Below are 21,445 nucleotides of genomic sequence, written 5' to 3' on the forward strand. Positions count from 1 at the left end.
GAAAAAAATTCAATAACCATACTACAACTACGAGGAAGAGTGAAGAGGTGAATAGAAATTGGAAAAAACAATTTATATTAAAATGCGTAATCGATTAAAAGTTTCTCCTACGTATGAAGTGAAACTACGTGATGTCGCTCAACTTGCCGGAGATACTGTGGTAGTTGAGTCGTTACAGGATGAGGTAGTTTACAAAATAACAGCGCATGATAAGACGCATGTTGTAATTGATGTTATGAAAATTATTGAGATTATTAGGCGAAAAGCGGCTCATATACAAATTAATTTACTCGGTTCTGGACAAACTCTTGTTGAAATTATATATGAAAAAAAGAAAGTACATCCGGTTTTCTTCGGACTTGTATGGTTGTTACTTTTTATTGGAGCGGCTCTTGCGATCATTTATTTCCATGAAGATGTAAGCATGCAACAAGTGCACCAGCGGTTATATTACATGATTACGGGAGAATTTAAGGCGCAGCCACTGCTATTTCAAATTCCTTATTCAGTAGGTCTTGGGTTAGGTATGGTCTTATTTTTTAATCATGTATTTCAAAAGCGAATTAATGAAGAGCCGAGTCCGTTAGAAGTGGAGATGTTCCAATATCAGCAGTCACTTGACCAATATGTAATTGTTCATGAAAACAAGGACAATATGAAACAACTTGCCGATGATTGAGTCTGGGCTTGTTATTTTAATTGGTTTAGCGGGAGGAATTGCAGTGGGTAGCGGATATGTCGCATTTTTAGCTGTACTTGGTATAATCCCTCGTCTAGCTCAATTAACGAGAAGTGGAAAGCACATTCAATATTTTGAGTGGGCAGTTATTGCAGGTACGTTAACAGGAGCTTGGTGTAGTTTGAAAAACATTACATTTCAAACGTCGCAATATTGGCTTGTTATATTAGGAATATTTTGTGGCACATTCATTGGAATGCTTGCAGCCGCATTAACAGAAGTGTTAAATGTTTTACCTATTTTAGCGAAACGAGTAGGGGTAGAAGGGAAAATCGTTGTTTTACTCGTTGCTCTTGTACTTGGCAAAGTAATAGGCTCATTGTTTCACTGGATTTATTTCGTAAAGTAGGAGGCAGTATATAAATGATAGGGCGAAAACTAAAGGATGATTACATAAATAAAGTGAAGGAGTACCATCCAAAACCAAACTATTTCCTAAATTGTGTCAAGGCATTTTTTGTAGGTGGATTCATTTGTACTGTCGGAGAAGTATTGATGAAATTTTATATACATTATTTTCATTTCAGTGAACAAGAGGCAGGAAATCCGACAGTTGCAACGCTTGTATTATTATCGGCGATTTTAACAGGTTGTGGTGTATATGATAAAATCGGTCAATTTGCTGGAGCGGGATCGGCCGTACCTGTTACGGGATTTGCGAATTCTATGGCGAGCGCTGCGCTAGAACATAAGAGTGAAGGAATCGTGCTTGGGGTTGCTACAAATATGTTTAAGCTAGCGGGAAGTGTTATCGTTTTTGGGGTCGTTGGTGCATACGTTATTGGATTAATAAGATATACTTTTAACATTTTTATGTCTTAAAGGAGGGGCTAGTATGAGGTTGACCGGAAAACAAACGTGGGTATTTCAAAATGATATTTATGTGAATGCAACCGGCACTGCTGTCGGTCCAAAAGAAGCTGAGGGCCCTCTTTGGAAGGATTTTGATATTTCATATGATGATTTACATTGCGGAGAGGAAAACTGGGAACTTGCTGAACGAAGATTAATGTCAGATTCAATTCAACAAGTCTTGCAAAAAGGAAATGTAAAAACATCACAAATTGATTTCTTTTTAGCGGGTGATTTATTAAATCAGACAGTGACAGCAAATTATGTTGCGCGTAAGTGGGGGATTCCCTTTTTAGGGATGTTTAGCGCTTGTGCAACCTCGATGGAGACTTTAGCGGTTGGATCAGCCTTTATAGATGGTGGATTCGCAAATCGTGTTTTAGCGACGGTAAGTAGTCATAATGCAACGGCTGAAAGACAGTTCCGTTATCCAACAGAGTATGGGGGACAAAAACCAGGAACAGCAAATTCCACTGTTACAGGTGCGGGATCCATATTAATTAGTAAAGAAAAAAGTGCTATTAAAATTACGGCAGCTACGATTGGAAAAGTGCAAGATTTAGGGATTGCGAATCCTTTAGATATGGGGTCGGCGATGGCACCTGCTGCTGCTCATACAATTCAACAACACTTTGAAGATTTGAAGAGAAGTGCAGCAGATTATGATTTGATTGTTACCGGTGATTTATCAGCTATTGGGACACCAATAGCAAAACAACTGTTACTGGAAGAAGGTTATGATCTTGGGCATATATATAATGATTGCGGATTAATGATTTATGATCCCGGTCAAGAAGAAGTATTTGCCGGTGGTAGTGGTTGTGCTTGTTCAGCTGTTGTCACATATGGTCATTTATTAAGCGAGATGCAAAAAGGGAATTTACAACGAATTTTTGTCGTTGCTACTGGTGCGTTATTAAGTCCGATGATGATGCAGCAGAAAGAAACCATTCCAACAATTGCACATGGTGTCGTATTTGAGAGAGTGAAGGGAGAGTGAATTGTGGATTTTATATATGCATTTCTTGTAGGAGGCGCCATTTGTGTAATTGGACAGGTATTGTTAGATTTCGCAAAGTTAACACCAGCCCATTTAATGGCTACCTTTGTAGTTATAGGAGCAGTTTTAGATGGATTCGGATTGTACGATAAGCTTATAAAGTTTGCTGGTGCTGGTGCGACAGTTCCTATTACAAGTTTTGGACATTCACTATTACATGGGGCAATGCATGCGGCAGAAAAACACGGATATATTGGGATTGGTATGGGTATGTTTAGTTTAACGTCTGCAGGCATTTCTGCAGCGATATTATTTTCATTTTTTGTAGCACTTATATGTAAACCGAAAGGATAAATCAAATGAGACGAAGGGTTGTTTTGGTCACAGATGGAGATGAATATGCAAAGCGAACAATTGAGCTTTTAACGAAGGAATTTGGGGGAAGGTGTATTTCAGCATCACAAAGTAATCCAACCAAATTGACAGGGAAGAAAGTTGTTGAGCTTATTATGCAAACGCCATATGACCCTGTATTTGTCATGTTTGATGACAGTGGATTTATTGGAGAAGGATCTGGTGAAAAGGCTTTAAAATATGTAGCCACACATAAACAAATTGATGTACTGGGGATTTTGGCAGTAGCGTCTAATACACATCATTGGGAATGGGCACGTGTAGATGTCAGTGTAGATCGAAACGGGAATTTAACCGAATACGGTGTTGATAAATTTGGACTTCCAGATGGTGAAATTGGCAGAATTAGCGGAGATACAATTTATTGTTTAGATGATCTGAATGTTCCTGTCATTGTGGGAGTTGGTGATATTGGTAAGATGTGTGGAAACGATGAATGGGAGAGAGGATCACCTATTACTAGAAAAGCGATTCAATTAATTTTGGAAAGGAGTGGTTTTTATGACGAAGCCTAAAAAAGTGGATATCCCTATTTCATCTTTCATAAGTGATAATGAAAATTACTTAAAGCAAACAGCTGGACTGGGTGTTACATACGACGTTGGCATTCGTAAATTTCAAATTTTAAATAAAGAAATTGGTGTGTTATTTGTAAACGGACTTTGTGATACAAATTATATTATCCCTATTTTAGAAGAAGCGGTGGATACAAATGAGATAAGGGATGTAGAAGAAGATACAGTGAAGCTTTTAGAGAATCGTTTAATCCATCAACAAGTAAGCAAAGTGAAAACGATGGATGAGGTAATGCTCCAAGTATTATCAGGACTTATCGTTATATTTGTGGAAGGTGAAACGGAAGCGTTCGCAATAGATGTTCGCAGCTATCCAGGACGAACACCGACAGAACCTGATACTGAAAAAGTAGTACGCGGTGCGAGGGATGGATTTGTTGAAAATATCGTTGTAAATACAGCGTTAATTCGTAGGAGAATTCGAGATCCACGTCTTCGAAATGAAATGATTCGAGTAGGAGATAGATCCCAAACTGATATTTGTATTACATATGTTCAAGATGTTGCAAATCCAGATTTAGTAAAGATTATAAAGCAAGAATTAAATAACATTGATGTCGATGGAATTACGATGGCGGATAAAACAGTGGAAGAATTTGTTGTAAAGCAAAGCTATAATCCATTCCCGCTTATTCGATATACAGAAAGACCGGATGTAGCGGCGAATCATTTATTAGAAGGACATGTGTTAGTACTAGTTGATACATCACCGAGCGCTATGATTACTCCAACAACATATTTCCACCATTTACAGCATGCGGAAGAGTTTAGACAAAATCCAGCTGTCGGTACATTTTTACGTTGGGTACGCTTTTTAGGTGTCTTATTCTCCTTATTTTTACTACCATTTTGGTTAGTGTTTGTATTTGATCCAACTCTTTTACCAGAAAACCTTGCTTTCATTGGACCGACTAAGATGACACATTTACCAATTCTATTACAGGTGTTGATGGCCGAAATCGGACTTGAGTTTTTAAGGATGGCAGCCATTCATACGCCAACGCCGTTATCTTCTGCAGCAGGGTTAATTTCCGCCATATTGATTGGTCAAATAGCAATCGATGTAGGTTTGTTTGTACCAGAAGTTATTTTGTATGTAGCAGTTTCTATGATCGGTGCATATGCAACACCGAGTTATGAATTAGGATTAGGAAATAAAGTTGGAAAATTGTTTGTTATTATTTTAACAGGTCTCTTCCATGAGATGGGATTTGTAATTGGTATGACGATATTGATTTTATTTTTAACGTCTATAAAAAGTTTACAAACACCTTATTTATGGCCGTTTTTACCATTTGATTGGGGTGCATTAACAAAAATTCTACTTCGCCCGACGATGTCTAGTTTAAAAGTACGACCAAGTATTGTAAGACCTCAAAATGTAAAAAGACAAAAATAAACGGGATTATACACCCGTTTATTTTTTTAGCAAAAATTTATTGTTTTTTAACAAAAATCAAACATTTTTTGTGTACACTTAGAGTAGATATTGTGTATGGAAGGGGAAGAGGACATGATTAAATTATTTGTAAGTGATTTAGATGATACGCTCGTTTACAATGTGAATCATATGCAAAAAGAAGATGAACGTGCACTTTGTTGGTTAGCTGAAAAAGGGACAAATATTTGTTTTGCCTCTGGCCGCTTTACTCATCGAATTGATGAAGTCGTAAATAGGTTTGCATTCCCGTATTACACAACTAGTTTAAATGGAGCAACGATGTTACTGCCGGATGGAAAAATATTTCATGAATCAAGTTTTGAAGATGGGATTGCCCAGGAAATATATCGATATATCCATAAAAAGGGACTAGCAGATATTGTTTGTGCAAATGAGCAACGGTATACAAAAAGAAAGAATGAACATCATCATACTTTTGAAACGTATATGGGCGTGCATATTGCTGAGATAGAAGCATTAGAAGAGGAATTTGGTAAGACTGTACATCCTGCGAAATTGTTTGTTTTTGGGGAAGAAGAGACAATTGCAGCATTAGATCAAGAGTTACGAGATACATTTCAGAGCGAAGCGGAAGTTTTTATGTCTGGTAAACGCTATGTTGACATTATGCCAAGGGGAGTAAGTAAAGGGAGTGCTTTAAGGCGACTAATGGAACATTTACAAATTGAAGCAAATGAAGTTGCATGCATTGGAGATTCTTTCAATGATATTTCTATGTTTGAAGTAACTCCGCATTCATTTACTCTACATCATGCTCATCCATATGTGAAGAATAAGGCAAATCATATTGTTCGTTCGGTCGAAGAAGCTGTTATGAAATTGCCATTACTTGTATAAAAAAAGAAGCTCGTCACTGACGAGCTTCTTTTTACTTGAATAACGATTTAACAAAATCAATGATACTTGAGAAGAAATCTTTAACTTTATCTAGGAAACCTTGCCCTTCTTCAGATCCTAAAAAGGCAGAAACGTGTTCTTTTGCTTTATTTAACTGACTGCCAACTTGATTCCAATCGATATTAAGATTTTTCATTTTATCAAATAGCGCAACTAAGTTATCTAACTGTTCATCCGTTAATGTAATACCAAGTTGATCCGCAATTTTTTTAATTAATGAACGTAAATCTTCAGTCGTTTTTGGCTGTTCTTTGGCAATTTCTTCTTTAATTTTTGCAACAAGTTGAACTGCTTTTTCTTCACCAATTTTATCGCCGAGCTGGGCTGTTTGCACCATTTCTTCATTGGCTACTTTTTTTACTTCCTCAGGAATTGCTTTGTTCGATGTTGTTTCATAGGCTTTCATTAAACCGGTTAAAGCAGCAGTTCCTGAAACTTTAAATGGTGCAGTAATTTGAATTTCTGCATCTTTCACACCTGCTGTAATAAGTGCGTTTGTGTACATTGCATCTGTTATCGAATTAATGTTTTTTGAACGTACAATGAGACCAGAACCTGGCTTTGTGTATGTAATCATAGAAGAGGAAATTGCTCTCGTACCAATTTGGGCTTTTGGAACAATCCCTTCTAGAAATTTATGTTCTTCCGCATTAGACACAGTAATGATTGTAGCATCTTTTGGTGCTTTCATTTCTTTTAACAGATCTTGTTTTTGTTGTTCAGACAAGTTTTCTCCTAGTGTAACAATTGATTCTCCTTCGATGATGTCTGCAAACGAAGCTGTTGGCATCATAAATACCGTTACAGCCAATAGCAGAGCTAGTAATTTCGTTTTCACGAAAAATCGCTCCCTTTCTCTTTCTAAAATTTTCGGGCAACACAGTTATTATAGTATATATTTCTAATTTGTCACCTAGCTTTTTCCACATTTCGAAAAAGAAGTATCTAGATTGTCGGATTCTTTTTGTTTCTAGTCATGAATGTGGTAATATAGTGCTGAGATAGTTGAAAGGAGACATATACGTATGAAAACTTTAGGATACATATTAATGGAAAATGGTGAAAAAATCGAGTTAGAATTTTTCCCAGAAGAGGCACCAAAAACAGTAGAAAACTTTAAAAAACTAGCAGAGCAAGGATTTTATGATGGTGTGACATTCCACCGCGTTATTCCTGGCTTCGTAAGCCAAGGTGGAGATCCAACAGGAACAGGTGCAGGTGGCCCAGGTTACTCTATCCCATGTGAAACTGATGGAAATCCTCATAGACACCTTGTAGGTTCACTTTCTATGGCTCATGCTGGCCGTAATACAGGCGGTAGCCAATTCTTTGTTGTTCATGAGCCACAACCGCATTTAGATGGTGTACATACTGTATTCGGTAAAGCAACAAGCGGTATTGAAACAGTATTAAACATGCGTCAAGGCGATGTAATGAAAGAAGTTAAAGTTTGGGAAGAATAAGTTAATGGGAGAAGAGAGCTATTGCTCTCTTTTTTGTTTTTTAATAGGAATGGGTATTTCGTTTGCAGTACATGATACAAGTAGTACTGTTATTGTAGCGAAAATATGGCGCTTATAAGAACAAAATTTTGACAAATTACATAGAATACATTAGATTTCATGTTTCAATAAATATTTTTATTACATTAATTTTGCTAGAATTCATTTGCTCTCAGGTGATGAATATTGAAGTGGTAATGAGCGGTGGATGTTTCTTTTTACTTTCATATAACAGCGTTTCTTTGTTAATCTACTTAGAAAAAATAGTACTGAAACATATATTTGACTTTCTTCTTTTCGCTTTGTATGATTATCAAGTTGTTTTAGGCCCTTCTCACTCTGTTGAAAATATTGTAAAATGAATGTGATATGAAAAGAGTGGTTGAGGGGATTAATAGTTTGTAACTTTTGTAAGAAGGGATAAGGGTTATGTTAATTCGTTTTAAAAAAAGTTATGAAAAGATTGCAATGGGGCTTCTTTCATTTATGCCAACTGAAAAAGATGTGAAAACATTACAATTGACTATGAAAGATTATGAAGCAAAGGATGATTGGCAATTGTATTTGTGGAAACAAAACGAAGATTTTGTTGGGATAATGGGGATTGTAAAAAAAGAGAATCAAGTGTTGGAAATTCAGCATTTGAGTGTGAACCCGTCTCATCGTCATATGGGTATTGGGACGAAGATGGTTCAAGAGTTAAAGAGTAAATTTCTTGAGTTTACAATTTGCGGAAATGAGCAAACAGCAAGTTTTTGCAAAAAGTGTAAAGGGCTAGAACAAAATATACATTCGTAAAAGCAGAGATAAGTGGTTTATTATCTCTGCTTTCTTTTTTGTAATTGTTCGTTTCGTTCAGCGATGACCTCTGTTCGATCACGTAATGTGTGCTTATGTATTATATATTCATTAGAAGTAGCATTCACGTCTTTCCAAGGAAGGTTTTGTTTCTGACATAATTCCATGCAGTGCTTTTCTAATGCTGTATCCGATAACGGTAAAAATAACGGTGTAAAACTCTCTTCTTTCTGTATAGATTGCAATCTATCCTGGAGTAAGCATAGAAGTTGTGTCTGATTTATTCCTAAACGTAGTAAAGGTGCACTGTTTTTTTCTAAAATCGTTATGGCGCTTTTCATCATCTTTTCTGAGCCATTCCAGTTAGAGCGTCTTTGATGGTATAAAGAAACTGCAATTTGAATAAGACCGACTAAATAATTATCACGATTTCCTCTCGGTTTTGTTTTCCAATATTCTTCCAGTGTTTCGTGGCATTCAAAATAATCATAATCTCCGTGAAAATGAATTAAAAATTGTATGTATTCGGTAGGATACATTTTCTTCACCCCTGTTTAACGGTTATAAATACAAGTGTATCATAGAAATATAAACAATAAACGACTAGGGAATTGTCCCTAGTCGTTATTGTTCATATTAGCAGAAGCAAGCTGCCCCTACAATAATTAGTAAAATAAACAATACAACAAGTAATGCGAACCCACCGCTAAAACCGCAATCAACGTGACCCATAGTTTTTTGACCTCCTACATTGTTCTTACTACACTGTTATCATATGAAGCGGTGGGCATGATGATATAGGCATAGGTCTATTTTTAATTAAATTTCTTAAAAAGGTTGGATAGAACATGAGTATGCTCTATACTTATGTTGTTATAGAAAAAATGTGGTGGGATGCTTTGTGCAGTATAATTTTAAAGTAGAGGCTTTTGAAGGGCCTTTAGATTTATTGTTACATTTAATACATCGTTATGAAATTGACATATATAATATTCCTGTAGCGGAAATTACAGAGCAATATTTATCTTATGTTCATACGATGAAAGAACTACAGTTAGATGTTGCAAGTGAGTATTTAGTAATGGCTGCGACTTTATTACAAATTAAAAGTAAAATGTTGTTGCCGAAACATGAAGAAGATGTACTTGATAACGGTGATGACTTTATAGATGATCCTCGTCAAGAATTGATGGAGAGGTTAATTGAATATAAGAAATATAAGCAAGTTGCTACTGAGCTAAAAGAAAGAGAACAAGAAAGAGCACAGCTATATACACGTCCGCCAATTGATTTTACATCGTTACAACAAGAAGAGGAGACAAACTTGCCTCTTGATGTTACGTTATATGATATGCTAGCGGCATTTCAAAAATTAATGCGCCGTAAAAAAGCAAAGAAACCTGTAACAACACGTATTACTCGTCAAGAAATACCAATTGAAAAGCGCATGATTGATATTTTAAAACAGTTAGAAATACAAGGTGGTCGTCAAAGTTTTTATGATTTGTTTGTTGATGATGAACGGGAAATAATGGTTGTAACATTTTTAGCGGTTCTTGAGCTTATGAAAAATCAACAAATCATAATTGAACAAGAACATAATTTTGATGAAATTTTCGTATCAAGCTCTACTAAATCTGCATAGATTTAGTATGGAAAATGGGATGGGAATAATATATCTCATGCTAGGTTTGAATGTATCGTTTGGAACAAGAGAAAAAATATTGAACCGAACGCATTGATTGTGATTCGGTTTTTTGATGTGTATTTTTATGGAGAAAATTGGAGGAAGGAGCTCGTAAAATGGATAGAAAAGAACAGAAATCAGTCATTGAAGGGCTTTTATTTGTTTCTGGTGATGAAGGGATTTATCCAGAACAAATAGCGAAAGTGCTTGAGATTGAAGGAAATGAAGTAATCGATATTTTAGAAGAAATGCAAAAAGAATGTGAAGGTGCACACCGCGGTTTGCAAATTGTACAGTATGCAAAAGTATATCGTTTTGCTACAAAGAAAGAACATGCTTCGTACTATCAAAAATTAATAGATATCCCAACAGCTGCTTCACTTTCTCAGGCTGCTTTAGAAACGTTAGCGATTGTGGCATATCGTCAACCTATTACAAGGACTGAAATGGAAGAGATTAGAGGGGTGAAAACCGATAAGGCGTTACAAACGTTAGTTTCACACTTACTTATAAAAGAAATGGGAAGAGCAGAAGGGCCAGGGCGTCCTATTTTATATGGAACAACGAAAGAATTTTTGGATACATTTGGATTGAAAACATTAGATGATTTACCGGCACTTTCTGAAGAGAATGAACAAATGAATGAAGCAGATTTATTCTTTGGTTCTTTACAGGAGATATCGAAATAAAAGCTTAGCATTTTGCTAAGCTTTTTTTGTATATCAATTATATACCGTGCCATACTAATTGAAAAAAGGAGACGAGTTATGAGAAGTATGCGAGGTATTTTATTGTTAGTTTCTGTTTTGTTATGCTTTTCTTTAAATAGTGCATCGGCTAAAAGATATATGATGTCTATTCATACCGCGTCTCCTTTACATATGCAGCGGCAACATTTTGGTAAAATGAAAGTGAGTTTTTTAAAAGTTGGACAAGGTGATGCGACACTTATCACATTGCCAAATGGACAAACGATGTTAATTGACGGGGGACCTTATGAAGCCGGAGAGGTTATCATTCAAAAACTAATCGAAAAAGGGATTAACCATTTAGATGCTATCGTCAGTACGCATCCTGATATGGATCACATTGGAGGACTTATTCCGATTGTAGAGCAAATGCCGGTATCGCTTATATTAGATAGTGGAAAAACATATAGTTCTTTTACGTATCACACATACCGGAATCATATTAAAAAAAGAGGAATTCCTTTCGTTTCAGTAAAAGAGGGACAATACATACCGCTAGATCCGCATGTTTCCATACAAGTATTAAACAATGGGAAATCAAAAGATGAAAATAATGAATCTTCAATTGTGTTGAAGGTACGATACGGAAAAGCGGATTTTTTACTAATGGGTGATGCTGATGTGCGGACGGAAACTGAAATATTAAAGCAATTTGATGTACATGCAGATGTGTTAAAGGTGGGACATCATGGCTCCTATACTTCAACAAGTGAAATGTTTATAAAAAAAGTAGAACCACAGTTTGCGATTCTTTCATATGGAAGCAGAAATCCGTATGGACATCCGCATCAAAGTGTAGTGAGACGCTTAAAACAGCATGGTATAATGATATATGGAACAAATAAACGTACAGTAGAAATGGAAACAGACGGCGAGCATATTACAATAGGCTCTAGTGGATTAATGCCATTACTTAAGTGAGTAATATGATAGGGGATATTCTCCCTTTTTGGAAAACTGAATAACATATATTATAATTGCAAGAGACGTACTAAGTTTCCTTTTTGTTAAACAAAGAGGAAATTTCATTCGAATGTCTAGACAACTACTCGTGCATATATTAAGATGGAATTAGGCGAATAAGGTAATAATAACAAGTAGGTATTTCATGGGAAAGGATCGATGAAAATGAAAACGCAAGTTGTCATCAATGCCAAAATTTATACAGGTCAAGAAGTAGTGGAAAACGGATTTATTCGTTACGCAGAAACAATTAAAGAAATTGGTTTGATGGCTCAATATGTATCACAAGAAAATGAAGCGGTTTTAGATGCAGCAGGGAAGATTGTGATTCCAGGTATGATTGATGTTCATATTCATGGTGGATACGATATTGATGCGATGGATGCAAATAGCGATGGATTAGTAACTCTAGGTAAAGAAATGTTAAAAGAAGGAGTTACAACTTACTTTCCAACAACAATGACACAAGCTCCAGAAGCAATCGAAGCGGCACTACATGCTGCGAAGGAAGCGAAAGAAAAAGGAGCACATTTCGAATATATTCACTTAGAAGGACCGTATGTTTCAAAAAAACGTGCAGGTGCACAACCACTTGAACATATTGTTCCTGCGAATATTGAACAATTTAAACAATGGCAGGAAGCAAGCGGGAATCTAATTAAATTAGTAACATATGCACCTGAAGAAGAAGGTGCATTAGAGTTTGAGCAGTATCTTGCTGAAACTGGTGTTGTTGGCACAATGGGGCATACAGATGCAATTGATGCGCAACTAAAAAATAGAAACATTACACATGCAACGCATTTATACAATCAAATGCGTGGATTACATCACCGAGAACCAGGAGTTGTTGGTCATGTGTTATTAAATCCAGATGTAATGGTTGAAGTAATTACAGATGGTATTCATATTCACCCTGATATGGTGAAATTAGCATATAAATTAAAAGGACCGAAAAAAGTAAGTGTTATTACTGACGCAATGCGTGCAAAAGGTCTTGAAGATGGATTATATGAGCTTGGCGGACAGCCAGTACATGTAAAAGATGGTAGTGCTCGATTAGAAGATGGAACGTTAGCTGGTAGTATTCTAAAAATGGATCAAGCTTTCCGAAATGTAATTGAATTTACAGGTTGTTCAATCGAAGATGCAGTACTGATGACATCAGTTAACCAAGCAGAAGAGTTTGGATTAAATCATAAAGGTGCATTAGCGGTAGGAAAAGATGCAGACTTTGTTGTGATGAATGAAGATTTACATGTATATGATACGGTTCGTTTAGGAATTCATATGAAGGAAGGGAAGTAATTAGATGAATATTCTTGTTGTAAAAACTCCAGAAGAACTAGCAGAAGCAGGATATAAATTAATTGAAGAAGTTGTAAAAACAAAAGAAAATCCAACATTAGGAATGGCTACAGGAAGCTCTCCATTAGGTATTTATGCAGAAATGCGAAAAAATAAACTTGATACAAGCCGTGTAACCACTGTAAACTTAGATGAGTACGTAAATTTACCACATGAAGATAAAAACAGCTATCACTATTTCATGCAAGAACAGTTGTTTGATCATCTTCCATTTAAACAAACTTATGTACCAAACGGGATGGCAAGTGATTTAGAGGAAGAGTGCAAACGTTACGAGGGCATTCTAGCTGCTAACCCAGTTGACCTACAGATTCTTGGAATCGGTGAAAACGGTCACATCGGATTTAACGAACCAGGAACACTGTTTAATTCTCCAACAAACATTGTTGAATTAACAGAATCTACACGCCAAGCAAACCTTCGCTTCTTCGAAAAAGAAGAAGATGTGCCAACGCATGCGATTACAATGGGAATTGGAAGCATTATGAAAGCGAAACAAATTCTACTTGTTGCTATGGGTTCTAAAAAGGCAGAAGCTGTGAAAGAATTATTGCAAGGTGAATATAGCGAAGCGTGTCCTGCTACAGTTTTACAACGTCATCCGAATGTAACCGTAATCGCTGATCAAGAAGCTCTATCTTTATGCAGTGAGGCGATTGCTGATGAACATCGACAAGTATTCACCATTTCCGATCTATTATCAGATTCAAGAGTGGGTGAAACAGCTAATTGAGGACGGCGAATGGAAGCCGGGAGATAAAATCCCATCTGAGAATGAACTTTGCGATAAGTTCGAAGTGAGTCGTATGACAATCAGACAGGCGATTAATAATTTAGTGGAACAAGGTTATTTATATCGGAAACGTGGAATCGGTACGTTTGTCCAACTTCCGAAAGTGGAACAAAAATTGCAAGGAATGACGGGATTCACAGAAGATATGATTTCTCGTGGGATGAACCCAAGTAGTCAATTACTTAGTTTCCGCCTAGTTCCAGCTACTGCGAAAATAGCAGACCGGTTGAGAATACAGGAGGGAGAGTCGGTTTATGAAGTGAGGCGTATACGTTTAGCTGATGATGAACCGATTGCTTTTGAGACGACATATTTGTCGCCAGCTCTTGTAAAAGATATTAACGAAGAAATATTGCAACAATCTTTATATGAACATTTAGAGAAAAAACTGGGCTTTAAACTTGTTAGCGCTACTCAATCAATTGAAGCTTCAATTGCAACGGATAATGAAGCTGAACATCTGCATATTCCTAAAAAGGCGCCAGTGCTTGTAATGCGTCAATGGTCATATTCAGAAGGTGAAGTACCGTTAGAGTATGTGAAATGTATTTATCGTGGGGATCGTTATAAGTTTATTACAAACATCGCACGTAACAAATAATATATTTCAGTTCGTGAAGTACAGTTAATGTCAAATTGTTTAACATGTAAAGAAAAAATACGACTCATCCTTACAAGGAGTGAGTCGTATTTTTATTATGAGTAATTACGTGGTTAACAGCATCTTTAACTGTATTTACTACATAGTGAGCGTGTTCTTTTACTGCTTCATCTGCTTGAGACATAGCAAAACTGTGAGGAGTTAAAGAAAACATCGGGATATCATTATAAGAATCCCCTATGCAAGCAACTTCCTCTGGTTGTAGTTGAAACTCTTTTAATAAAACAGAAATAGCAGCCCCTTTACTAATATTAGGTGGCATTACATCTAAACATTGTTCTGCTGAAATGAATGTACTAACTTTTCCGTGGAATTTTTCATCAATTTTTTTCTGAAGGAGTTGTAAGCTTTCCTTTGTTCCACCGACAGAGATTTTATTTGGGAAAATTGTATCATCAATTTTCTGTAATAGATGCGGTTCTTCAACAGAAGTCATCGTTACTTGTTGTTCAAGCTCATGAATGAACGGTGTTTTCTCTTCAATGTAATAATTATGCTCATCACTTACATAACGAAAATAAGGATCTTCATTTGTCATTGCTAACAGATCAGGTAGAATACTCGAATCAAATGTTGCGGATAATAGTTGCTTGTTTTCATGTGTGTACACGAAAACACCATTTACACTAATACGATGGAAATTTGTATTTACAGCTTTCATTAAGTCTGCAATTTCATTATCCAATCGGCCAGAAGCGAAACAAAGAATAACATTTTGCTCAGCAAGACTACGAAGTGCTACAATATCTTGTTCGTCAATTAGCCCTCCGTGTTGCATCATTGTACCATCGATATCACTTACAAACATTTTAATCATGTTGTTATCTCCTTTCTATGTACAGTTGCTCTTACATTATACGCATCATATATAAACATGTCTAAAAAATGAATTTTTATGAAATGGTAGATGTTTTACATTGACGACAAAGAAGAATGTTCTGTAACATAAAAGCAGGCTATTTAAGTACGAGGGTGGTGTTATATGAATAATTATCTAGAAATTAAAAAAGTTTTAAATAATAATGTCATCATTGCTAGCCATCCTGAACATGAGGAAGTAGTAGTGATTGGTAAAGGGATTGGATTTGGGAAAAAAGCGAAAGATGTATTGGAGCAAGAACAAATTGAAAAAATGTTTGTTTTAAAAAATGAACGTGATCGTGAACAATACAAACTGTTAGTGCCGCATGTGAGTGAAAAACTAATTGAATTAATGAATGATATTATGTTCTACATTCAAGAAAAAGCAAAATCACCATTGAATGAACATATTCATATCGCTTTAACAGATCATATTTCTTTTGCGATTAAGCGTTTAAAACAAGGACTTACAATTGATAATCCTTTTTTAGTTGAAACGAAAATGCTCTATCCAGAGGAATATGAAATTGCTGAAGGTGTTGTAGACCTTTTAAATTCTCGTTTACAAATTACATTGCCAGAAGGAGAAATTGGTTTTATTGCACTCCATATTTACAGTTCGCTTACAAATTCAGATTTATCTTCAGTTAATCAAAACTCCCGTCTCATTGCACAGCTCGTATCTTTAATTGAGACAAACTTACAAATTACATTAGACCAAGAAAGTATCCACTATTTACGCCTTATCCGCCATTTACAATACGCAATTGAACGGGTAAAAAAAGGGGAAAAAGTAGAGGAATCACAAAGTTTTGCTGATTTATTAAAGGCAGAATATCCTGTCTGTTATAATTTAGCTTGGAAGCTAGTTAAGGTCATGCAAAAAGAATTGCAACTTCCTGTGTATGAAGCAGAGAGCATATATTTAACGATGCACCTGCAGCGCTTAGTGAAAGCAGAGCATGTGTAAAAAGACATATATTTTTGTCTAAAATGAAAACGTTAAAAAAAATCATTGAATCGCTTACAATAGTTATGTATAATAACTATTGCAAAGTTATACAAATTTCGACAAACACATTAAGGTAAGTAACGAAAACGTTTGCCTTAATTATAGTGAACTTATACGTAAACCTATTTTTGACACGTGTTACTGATTCGATCAGGCATGAGTGGAGAAAAGCAAGGAATGTAAGCTTGAGAAAGGGATATACTACCCTTTGTATAGCTATCGTTCTATCTTTTTTTCCTCATGTCTTTTTGGCGTTTGTCGGAAGGTATCAATATAGATAAGAGAGGAAGGGTTTCCATGTTTAAGAAGATCTTTGGTGTTCTTCAAAAAGTCGGAAAAGCGTTAATGCTTCCAGTAGCGATTTTACCGGCAGCAGGTATTTTACTTGGATTTGGTAATGCATTTCAAAATCCACAGTTAACAAATGTTATTCCTGCTTTAAAAGCAGATTGGTTCGTAATGGTAGCAAAAATTATGGAACAATCTGGTGATATTATTTTCGCTAACCTTGCATTATTATTCGCAGTTGGGGTAGCAATTGGTTTAGCTGGTGGAGACGGAGTAGCTGGATTAGCAGCGTTCGTCGGCTACTTAATTATGAACAAAACGATGAGTGTGTTCTTAGAAGTAGATAAGCTAGTGAAAGTAACAAGTTCTGGAGCAGACCCAGTAAAAATTGGATTTACAGATCCAGCATATGCAAATGTATTAGGAATTCCAACGCTACAAACGGGAGTGTTTGGTGGTATTATCGTCGGTATAGTAGCGGCATATTGCTACAATAAATATTTCAACATTGAATTACCATCATACTTAGGTTTCTTCGCAGGTAAGCGTTTCGTACCGATCGCAACTGCAACATTCTCTTTAGTAGTAGGTATAATCATGTGTTTCATTTGGCCATACATTCAAGGTGGCTTAAATACGTTCTCACATCAAATGATTGATGCAAATAGAACATTAGCAGCATTCATATTCGGTTTAATTGAACGTTCATTAATTCCATTTGGATTACATCATATTTTCTATTCACCGTTCTGGTTCGAATTCGGTCAGTATACAAATGCAGCTGGCGAATTAATCCGTGGTGACCAAAAAATCTTTATGGCACAGTTAAAAGACGGTGTAGAATTAACAGCAGGTACATTTACAACTGGTAAGTATCCGTTCATGATGTTCGGTCTTCCAGCAGCAGCATTAGCAATGTACCATGAAGCACGTCCAGAAAATAAAAAATTAGCAGCTGGTATTTTAGGTTCTGCTGCATTAACATCTTTCTTAACAGGTATTACAGAACCACTTGAATTTTCATTCTTATTCGTAGCACCAGTACTATTCGGAATTCACGCAGTATTCGCTGGTCTATCATTTATGACAATGCAAATTTTAGGTGTTAAAATTGGTATGACATTCTCTGGTGGTTTAATCGACTTTATGTTATTCGGTGTACTGCCAGGCCGTACAGCATGGTGGTGGGTAATTATTGTTGGTCTTGTACTAGCAGTTATTTACTACTTCGGATTCCGCTTTGCAATCCGTAAATGGGATTTAAAAACACCTGGTCGTGAAGTAGCAAATGCAAATGACGGCGCAGGTAAAACAGAAGCAGGAGAACTTCCACGTGAAGTATTAGTAGCACTTGGTGGTAAAGAAAACATTGCTTCTTTAGACGCTTGTATTACTCGTTTACGTGTTCAAGTTAACGAACAAAAGAATGTAAACAAAGATCGCTTAAAAGAGCTTGGAGCAGCTGGTGTACTTGAAGTTGGAAATAACATTCAAGCTATTTTTGGACCGAAATCTGACACATTAAAATCACAAATTCATGATATTATGTCAGGTCGTACACCTCATGTTGAAAAAGAAGAGCCTGTAAAGGTAGAAGAAACTCCTAAACAAGTTGATGAAAACGAAACAATCGTATCACCAATTGAAGGGAAAATCTTACCGATTACAGAAGTACCTGATCAAGTATTCTCAGGAAAAATGATGGGAGACGGATTTGCAATCGAGCCAACAGAAGGAACAGTAGTTTCTCCAGTTAACGGTGAGATCGTCAACGTATTCCCTACAAAGCATGCGATTGGTATTCAATCTGAAGGCGGAAAAGAAATTTTAATCCACTTCGGTATTGATACTGTAAAATTAAATGGTGAAGGTTTTGAAGCACTTGTAGCACAAGGCGACAAAGTGAAACAAGGACAACCATTATTAAAAGTAGATCTTGCATTTGTAAAAGAAAATGCACCATCTATCATTACACCAATTGTCTTTACGAATTTACAACAAGGACAACAAGTCGAATTGAAAAAAGATGGAAATGTTAAGAAGGGCGAAAACGCTATTATTGACATTCAGTAGGAATTTGACGCAAAATGTTTATAATTATAATAGGCGATGTGGTTGACCGAACATCGCCTATTATATACAATAGATGATGTAGTACTCACGTCTATACAACTAAAAAAATACTGTAATTTAAAGGAGATAAATTATCATGGAAAAAATCTTTAAAGTAACTAGCGACTCAGGAATTCATGCTCGTCCAGCAACTCTACTTGTAAACACTGCAAGCAAATTTGGTTCTGACATTAACTTAGAGTATAACGGAAAAAACGTTAACTTAAAATCAATCATGGGCGTTATGTCTTTAGGCATTCAACAAAACGCAGAAATTAAAATCACTGCAAATGGTGATGATGCAGCTCAAGCACTAGCAGCTATCGAAGAAACTATGAAAAACGAAGGATTAGGAGAATAATGACTCTTAACATTCAAGGGATCGCTGCATCAAGTGGGATTGCTATTGCAAAGGCTTTCAGACTTGAGAATCCTGAATTTAACATCGAAAAGAAATCAATTACAAACGAAGCTGCTGAAATTGCACGCTTAGACGCTGCGCTTGAGAAAGCAAAAACTGAATTAGAAGCAATTAAGGACCATGCTTTTGCTGAGCTGGGTGCCGATAAAGCTGCGATCTTTGAAGCACATTTATTAGTGTTAAATGATCCAGAACTAGTAAACCCAGTAAAAGATAAAGTAAATAGTGAAAAAGTAAATGCTGAATTTGCAATGGATGAAGTTGCATCAATGTTTATTTCTATGTTTGAAAACATGGATAACGAATATATGAAAGAACGTGCTGCGGACATTCGTGACGTAACAAAACGCGTTCTTGCACATTTACTAGGAATTAACTTCTCAAACCCTGGTACAATTTCTGAAGAAGTAATCATCATTGCTGAAGATTTAACACCATCTGATACAGCTCAGTTAAACCGTAAGTATGCAAAAGGTTTTACAACTGATATCGGTGGACGTACATCTCACTCTGCAATTATGGCTCGTTCTATGGAAATTCCTGCAGTTGTTGGTACGAAAGTTGTTATGGAGAAAATCCAAAACGGCGATATCGTAATCATCGACGGTTTAGATGGAGAAGTAATTGTAAATCCATCAGAAGAAACTCTTCGTTCTTTTGAAGAAAAGAAAGCGAAATTTGAAGAGCAAAAAACTGAATGGGCAAAATTAAAAGACCAAGCTACTGTAACAAGTGATGGACATCACGTTGAGCTTGTTGCAAATATCGGAACACCAAATGATGTACAAGGTATTATCGATAATGGCGGAGAAGGCGTTGGTTTATACCGTACAGAATTCTTATACATGGGCCGTGACAATCTTCCAACAGAAGAAGAGCAGTTCGAAGCGTATAAAGCAGTTCTTGAAGGTGTAAAAGAAGGTCAACCTGTTGTTGTTCGTACACTTGACATCGGTGGAGATAAAGAGCTTCCATACTTACATTTACCAAAAGAAATGAACCCATTCTTAGGATACCGTGCAATTCGCTTATGTCTTGATGAGCAAGATGTGTTCCGCACACAACTTCGTGCATTACTTCGTGCTAGCGTATACGGTAACTTAAAAATTATGTTCCCAATGATTGCAACTCTTGATGAGTTCCGTCAAGCGAAAGCAATCTTATTAGAAGAGAAAGCGAAACTTGTAGAAGCGGGTACAACTGTTTCTGATTCTATTGAAGTCGGTATGATGGTTGAAATCCCAGCTTCAGCAGTATTAGCAGATCAATTCGCAAAAGAAGTTGATTTCTTCTCTATCGGAACAAATGACTTAATCCAATACACAATGGCTGCAGACCGTATGAACGAACAAGTAGCTTACTTATACCAACCATATAACCCATCTATTTTACGTCTTGTAAAAATGGTTATCGATGCGGCTCATAAAGAAGGCAAATGGGCTGGTATGTGTGGTGAGATGGCGGGAGATTCACTTGCTATCCCATTATTATTAGGATTAGGTTTAGATGAGTTCAGTATGAGTGCAACATCTATTCTTCCTGCAAGAACACAACTAAGCAAGTTGTCAAAAGCAGAAATGGAAACATTAGCAGAAAAAGCATTAATGATGTCAACTGCAGAAGAAGTTGTTGAACTAGTTAAAAGCATATAATCAATAAAAAAACCTGAGTCGATTTGAAATCGGTCTCAGGTTTTTTCTATGAGAAAAGTAAATCTTATTTTCTTACTATAGAGGATAAGGAACGGAATTAGATAGCGATAGCAACGATATCAGTTGGGCATACACGTAAAATACCAGTAAAAGTATTTCGATTTTGATTGTTCTTATCGTCTTTATTATTATCTTTATCGTCTTTGTTATTACGAGCTAAAGCAGAGAAAAGAGCAACGCCGTTAGCGAAACCTTCAAAAATTACATTGTTGAATGTTCCGTTACCTCTAATGCTTAAAAGAGAAAGTTCTGTTCCAACTGAAATGTTAGCAAGCACGTTACATACAGCAGGTCGTTGTGGTCTAACTTCCTCTCTCTCTTTCTCGCGATGGTCACGATGGTCGCACTCTCTTTCACGATGATGACAGTCTCTAAAGTTATCACAGCATCCAAATGATCCAAACATAATCCTCATCACCCCCTTCACACTTATAATCTATGTAAGTTCGGTAGTGAGTGACTGGACAGAGAGTGGAATTTTTTCTGGGGGATTTTCTCATTTTAAAAGACTAGCTGGGTGTTTAGTACGGAATGATGTTTAAAATAGGGGAAATATCACAAAAAAGTGTAAAGACCACC

Annotated in this window: 26 protein-coding genes; 21 read left to right on the forward strand and 5 right to left on the reverse strand. The window is 36.2% G+C overall.

The window, feature by feature from the left end; all coding sequences use genetic code 11:
* Positions 1 to 58: 58 nt before the first annotated feature.
* From spoVAA to JDS99_RS03790, 8 genes are all read left to right on the forward strand, one after another.
* Entirely contained in the window at positions 59 to 679 is a 621-nt protein-coding gene (spoVAA, locus tag JDS99_RS03755; protein WP_098857181.1) for a stage V sporulation protein SpoVAA, read from the forward strand.
* Positions 672 to 1,088 (forward strand): stage V sporulation protein SpoVAB, encoded by a 417-nt coding sequence (gene spoVAB / locus JDS99_RS03760; RefSeq protein WP_000572948.1) that lies wholly within the window; start codon positions 672 to 674, stop codon positions 1,086 to 1,088. Before spoVAA ends, spoVAB begins: the two co-directional genes overlap by 8 nt.
* Positions 1,089 to 1,102: 14 nt before the next feature.
* A complete protein-coding gene (gene spoVAC / locus JDS99_RS03765; RefSeq protein WP_199694589.1) occupies positions 1,103 to 1,561 on the forward strand; it encodes a stage V sporulation protein AC in 459 nt (152 codons plus the stop codon).
* A 13-nt stretch (positions 1,562 to 1,574) separates the two neighbouring features.
* A complete protein-coding gene (gene spoVAD / locus JDS99_RS03770; RefSeq protein ID WP_088123347.1) occupies positions 1,575 to 2,591 on the forward strand; it encodes a stage V sporulation protein AD in 1,017 nt (338 codons plus the stop codon).
* A 3-nt stretch (positions 2,592 to 2,594) separates the two neighbouring features.
* On the forward strand, positions 2,595 to 2,945 hold the full coding sequence (gene spoVAE / locus JDS99_RS03775; protein WP_000345909.1) for a stage V sporulation protein AE: 351 nt from the start codon (positions 2,595 to 2,597) through the stop codon (positions 2,943 to 2,945).
* Between the two features lie 5 nt (positions 2,946 to 2,950).
* On the forward strand, positions 2,951 to 3,520 hold the full coding sequence (gene spoVAEA / locus JDS99_RS03780) for a stage V sporulation protein SpoVABEA (protein WP_001254416.1): 570 nt from the start codon (positions 2,951 to 2,953) through the stop codon (positions 3,518 to 3,520).
* Positions 3,507 to 4,979 carry a spore germination protein SpoVAF gene (gene spoVAF, locus JDS99_RS03785; protein ID WP_048546238.1) on the forward strand — a complete coding sequence of 491 codons (1,473 nt, stop codon included), beginning with the start codon at positions 3,507 to 3,509 and terminating at the stop codon, positions 4,977 to 4,979. The genes spoVAEA and spoVAF overlap by 14 nt, the downstream gene beginning before the upstream one ends.
* Before the next feature lie 96 nt (positions 4,980 to 5,075).
* Positions 5,076 to 5,879 carry a Cof-type HAD-IIB family hydrolase gene (locus JDS99_RS03790; RefSeq protein ID WP_002008448.1) on the forward strand — a complete coding sequence of 268 codons (804 nt, stop codon included), beginning with the start codon at positions 5,076 to 5,078 and terminating at the stop codon, positions 5,877 to 5,879.
* Between the two features lie 31 nt (positions 5,880 to 5,910).
* Here JDS99_RS03790 and JDS99_RS03795 read toward each other — a convergent pair whose 3' ends face one another.
* On the reverse strand, positions 5,911 to 6,777 hold the full coding sequence (locus JDS99_RS03795) for a DUF1002 domain-containing protein (protein WP_000850509.1): 867 nt from the start codon (positions 6,775 to 6,777) through the stop codon (positions 5,911 to 5,913).
* A gap of 187 nt (positions 6,778 to 6,964) precedes the next feature.
* On the opposite strand from JDS99_RS03795, the gene JDS99_RS03800 reads away from it, so the two are divergent.
* The 3 genes from JDS99_RS03800 (at position 6,965) to ribT (ending at position 8,239) form a co-directional block, all read left to right on the forward strand.
* Positions 6,965 to 7,402, forward strand: a complete 438-nt coding sequence (locus JDS99_RS03800) for a peptidylprolyl isomerase (protein WP_000853789.1) — start codon at positions 6,965 to 6,967, stop codon at positions 7,400 to 7,402.
* Between the two features lie 218 nt (positions 7,403 to 7,620).
* On the forward strand, positions 7,621 to 7,803 hold the full coding sequence (locus tag JDS99_RS31865; protein WP_002008447.1) for a hypothetical protein: 183 nt from the start codon (positions 7,621 to 7,623) through the stop codon (positions 7,801 to 7,803).
* A 67-nt stretch (positions 7,804 to 7,870) separates the two neighbouring features.
* Positions 7,871 to 8,239, forward strand: a complete 369-nt coding sequence (gene ribT, locus JDS99_RS03805) for a GNAT family N-acetyltransferase RibT (protein ID WP_000908397.1) — start codon at positions 7,871 to 7,873, stop codon at positions 8,237 to 8,239.
* Between the two features lie 20 nt (positions 8,240 to 8,259).
* On the opposite strand, the gene JDS99_RS03810 is transcribed toward ribT, so the two are convergent.
* The gene (locus tag JDS99_RS03810; protein ID WP_088064344.1) at positions 8,260 to 8,778 is read right to left on the reverse strand and encodes a DUF309 domain-containing protein; all 519 of its coding nucleotides are present in this window, start codon (positions 8,776 to 8,778) and stop codon (positions 8,260 to 8,262) included.
* A 97-nt stretch (positions 8,779 to 8,875) separates the two neighbouring features.
* The gene (locus JDS99_RS03815) at positions 8,876 to 8,971 is read right to left on the reverse strand and encodes a YjcZ family sporulation protein (protein ID WP_000510194.1); all 96 of its coding nucleotides are present in this window, start codon (positions 8,969 to 8,971) and stop codon (positions 8,876 to 8,878) included.
* 169 nt (positions 8,972 to 9,140) lie between these two features.
* On the opposite strand from JDS99_RS03815, the gene scpA reads away from it, so the two are divergent.
* The 6 genes from scpA to phnF all read left to right on the forward strand — a co-directional run bounded on the left by scpA (position 9,141) and on the right by phnF (position 14,400).
* Positions 9,141 to 9,884, forward strand: coding sequence for a segregation/condensation protein A (gene scpA / locus JDS99_RS03820; protein ID WP_001199757.1), 744 nt, complete (start codon positions 9,141 to 9,143; stop codon positions 9,882 to 9,884).
* A gap of 158 nt (positions 9,885 to 10,042) precedes the next feature.
* Positions 10,043 to 10,615 carry a segregation/condensation protein ScpB gene (scpB, locus tag JDS99_RS03825; RefSeq protein ID WP_149213066.1) on the forward strand — a complete coding sequence of 191 codons (573 nt, stop codon included), beginning with the start codon at positions 10,043 to 10,045 and terminating at the stop codon, positions 10,613 to 10,615.
* A gap of 78 nt (positions 10,616 to 10,693) precedes the next feature.
* Positions 10,694 to 11,596, forward strand: coding sequence for a ComEC/Rec2 family competence protein (locus tag JDS99_RS03830; protein ID WP_001257286.1), 903 nt, complete (start codon positions 10,694 to 10,696; stop codon positions 11,594 to 11,596).
* Between the two features lie 207 nt (positions 11,597 to 11,803).
* The gene (gene nagA, locus JDS99_RS03835; protein WP_002107769.1) at positions 11,804 to 12,946 is read left to right on the forward strand and encodes an N-acetylglucosamine-6-phosphate deacetylase; all 1,143 of its coding nucleotides are present in this window, start codon (positions 11,804 to 11,806) and stop codon (positions 12,944 to 12,946) included.
* Positions 12,947 to 12,950: 4 nt separating this feature from the next.
* Positions 12,951 to 13,739, forward strand: coding sequence for a glucosamine-6-phosphate deaminase (gene nagB / locus JDS99_RS03840; RefSeq protein WP_001024205.1), 789 nt, complete (start codon positions 12,951 to 12,953; stop codon positions 13,737 to 13,739).
* Positions 13,669 to 14,400 (forward strand): phosphonate metabolism transcriptional regulator PhnF, encoded by a 732-nt coding sequence (gene phnF, locus JDS99_RS03845; RefSeq protein WP_002194085.1) that lies wholly within the window; start codon positions 13,669 to 13,671, stop codon positions 14,398 to 14,400. Before nagB ends, phnF begins: the two co-directional genes overlap by 71 nt.
* 70 nt (positions 14,401 to 14,470) lie before the next feature.
* Here phnF and JDS99_RS03850 read toward each other — a convergent pair whose 3' ends face one another.
* Entirely contained in the window at positions 14,471 to 15,277 is an 807-nt protein-coding gene (locus JDS99_RS03850; protein ID WP_046956417.1) for a Cof-type HAD-IIB family hydrolase, read from the reverse strand.
* A gap of 165 nt (positions 15,278 to 15,442) precedes the next feature.
* Here JDS99_RS03850 and glcT point away from each other — a divergent pair, with 165 nt between their 5' ends.
* From glcT to ptsP, 4 genes are all read left to right on the forward strand, one after another.
* Complete coding sequence (glcT, locus tag JDS99_RS03855) at positions 15,443 to 16,291, forward strand: glucose PTS transporter transcription antiterminator GlcT (protein WP_001067321.1); 849 nt, start codon at positions 15,443 to 15,445, stop codon at positions 16,289 to 16,291.
* Positions 16,292 to 16,630: 339 nt separating this feature from the next.
* The gene (gene ptsG / locus JDS99_RS03860) at positions 16,631 to 18,694 is read left to right on the forward strand and encodes a PTS glucose transporter subunit IIABC (RefSeq protein WP_000473194.1); all 2,064 of its coding nucleotides are present in this window, start codon (positions 16,631 to 16,633) and stop codon (positions 18,692 to 18,694) included.
* A 136-nt stretch (positions 18,695 to 18,830) separates the two neighbouring features.
* Positions 18,831 to 19,094: a phosphocarrier protein HPr gene (gene ptsH, locus JDS99_RS03865; protein WP_000411080.1), complete on the forward strand. Its 264-nt coding sequence runs from the start codon at positions 18,831 to 18,833 to the stop codon at positions 19,092 to 19,094.
* Positions 19,094 to 20,806, forward strand: coding sequence for a phosphoenolpyruvate--protein phosphotransferase (ptsP, locus tag JDS99_RS03870; RefSeq protein ID WP_000174214.1), 1,713 nt, complete (start codon positions 19,094 to 19,096; stop codon positions 20,804 to 20,806). Before ptsH ends, ptsP begins: the two co-directional genes overlap by 1 nt.
* A gap of 97 nt (positions 20,807 to 20,903) precedes the next feature.
* Here the strand turns inward: ptsP and JDS99_RS03875 are convergent, their stop codons facing one another.
* Complete coding sequence (locus JDS99_RS03875; protein WP_088064341.1) at positions 20,904 to 21,272, reverse strand: DUF3915 domain-containing protein; 369 nt, start codon at positions 21,270 to 21,272, stop codon at positions 20,904 to 20,906.
* Between the last annotated feature and the right edge of the window lie 173 nt (positions 21,273 to 21,445).

Origin of the sequence: Bacillus cereus group sp. N6, assembly GCF_016483705.1 — a bacterium.
In the GTDB taxonomy this organism is placed as follows: domain Bacteria; phylum Bacillota; class Bacilli; order Bacillales; family Bacillaceae_G; genus Bacillus_A; species Bacillus_A wiedmannii.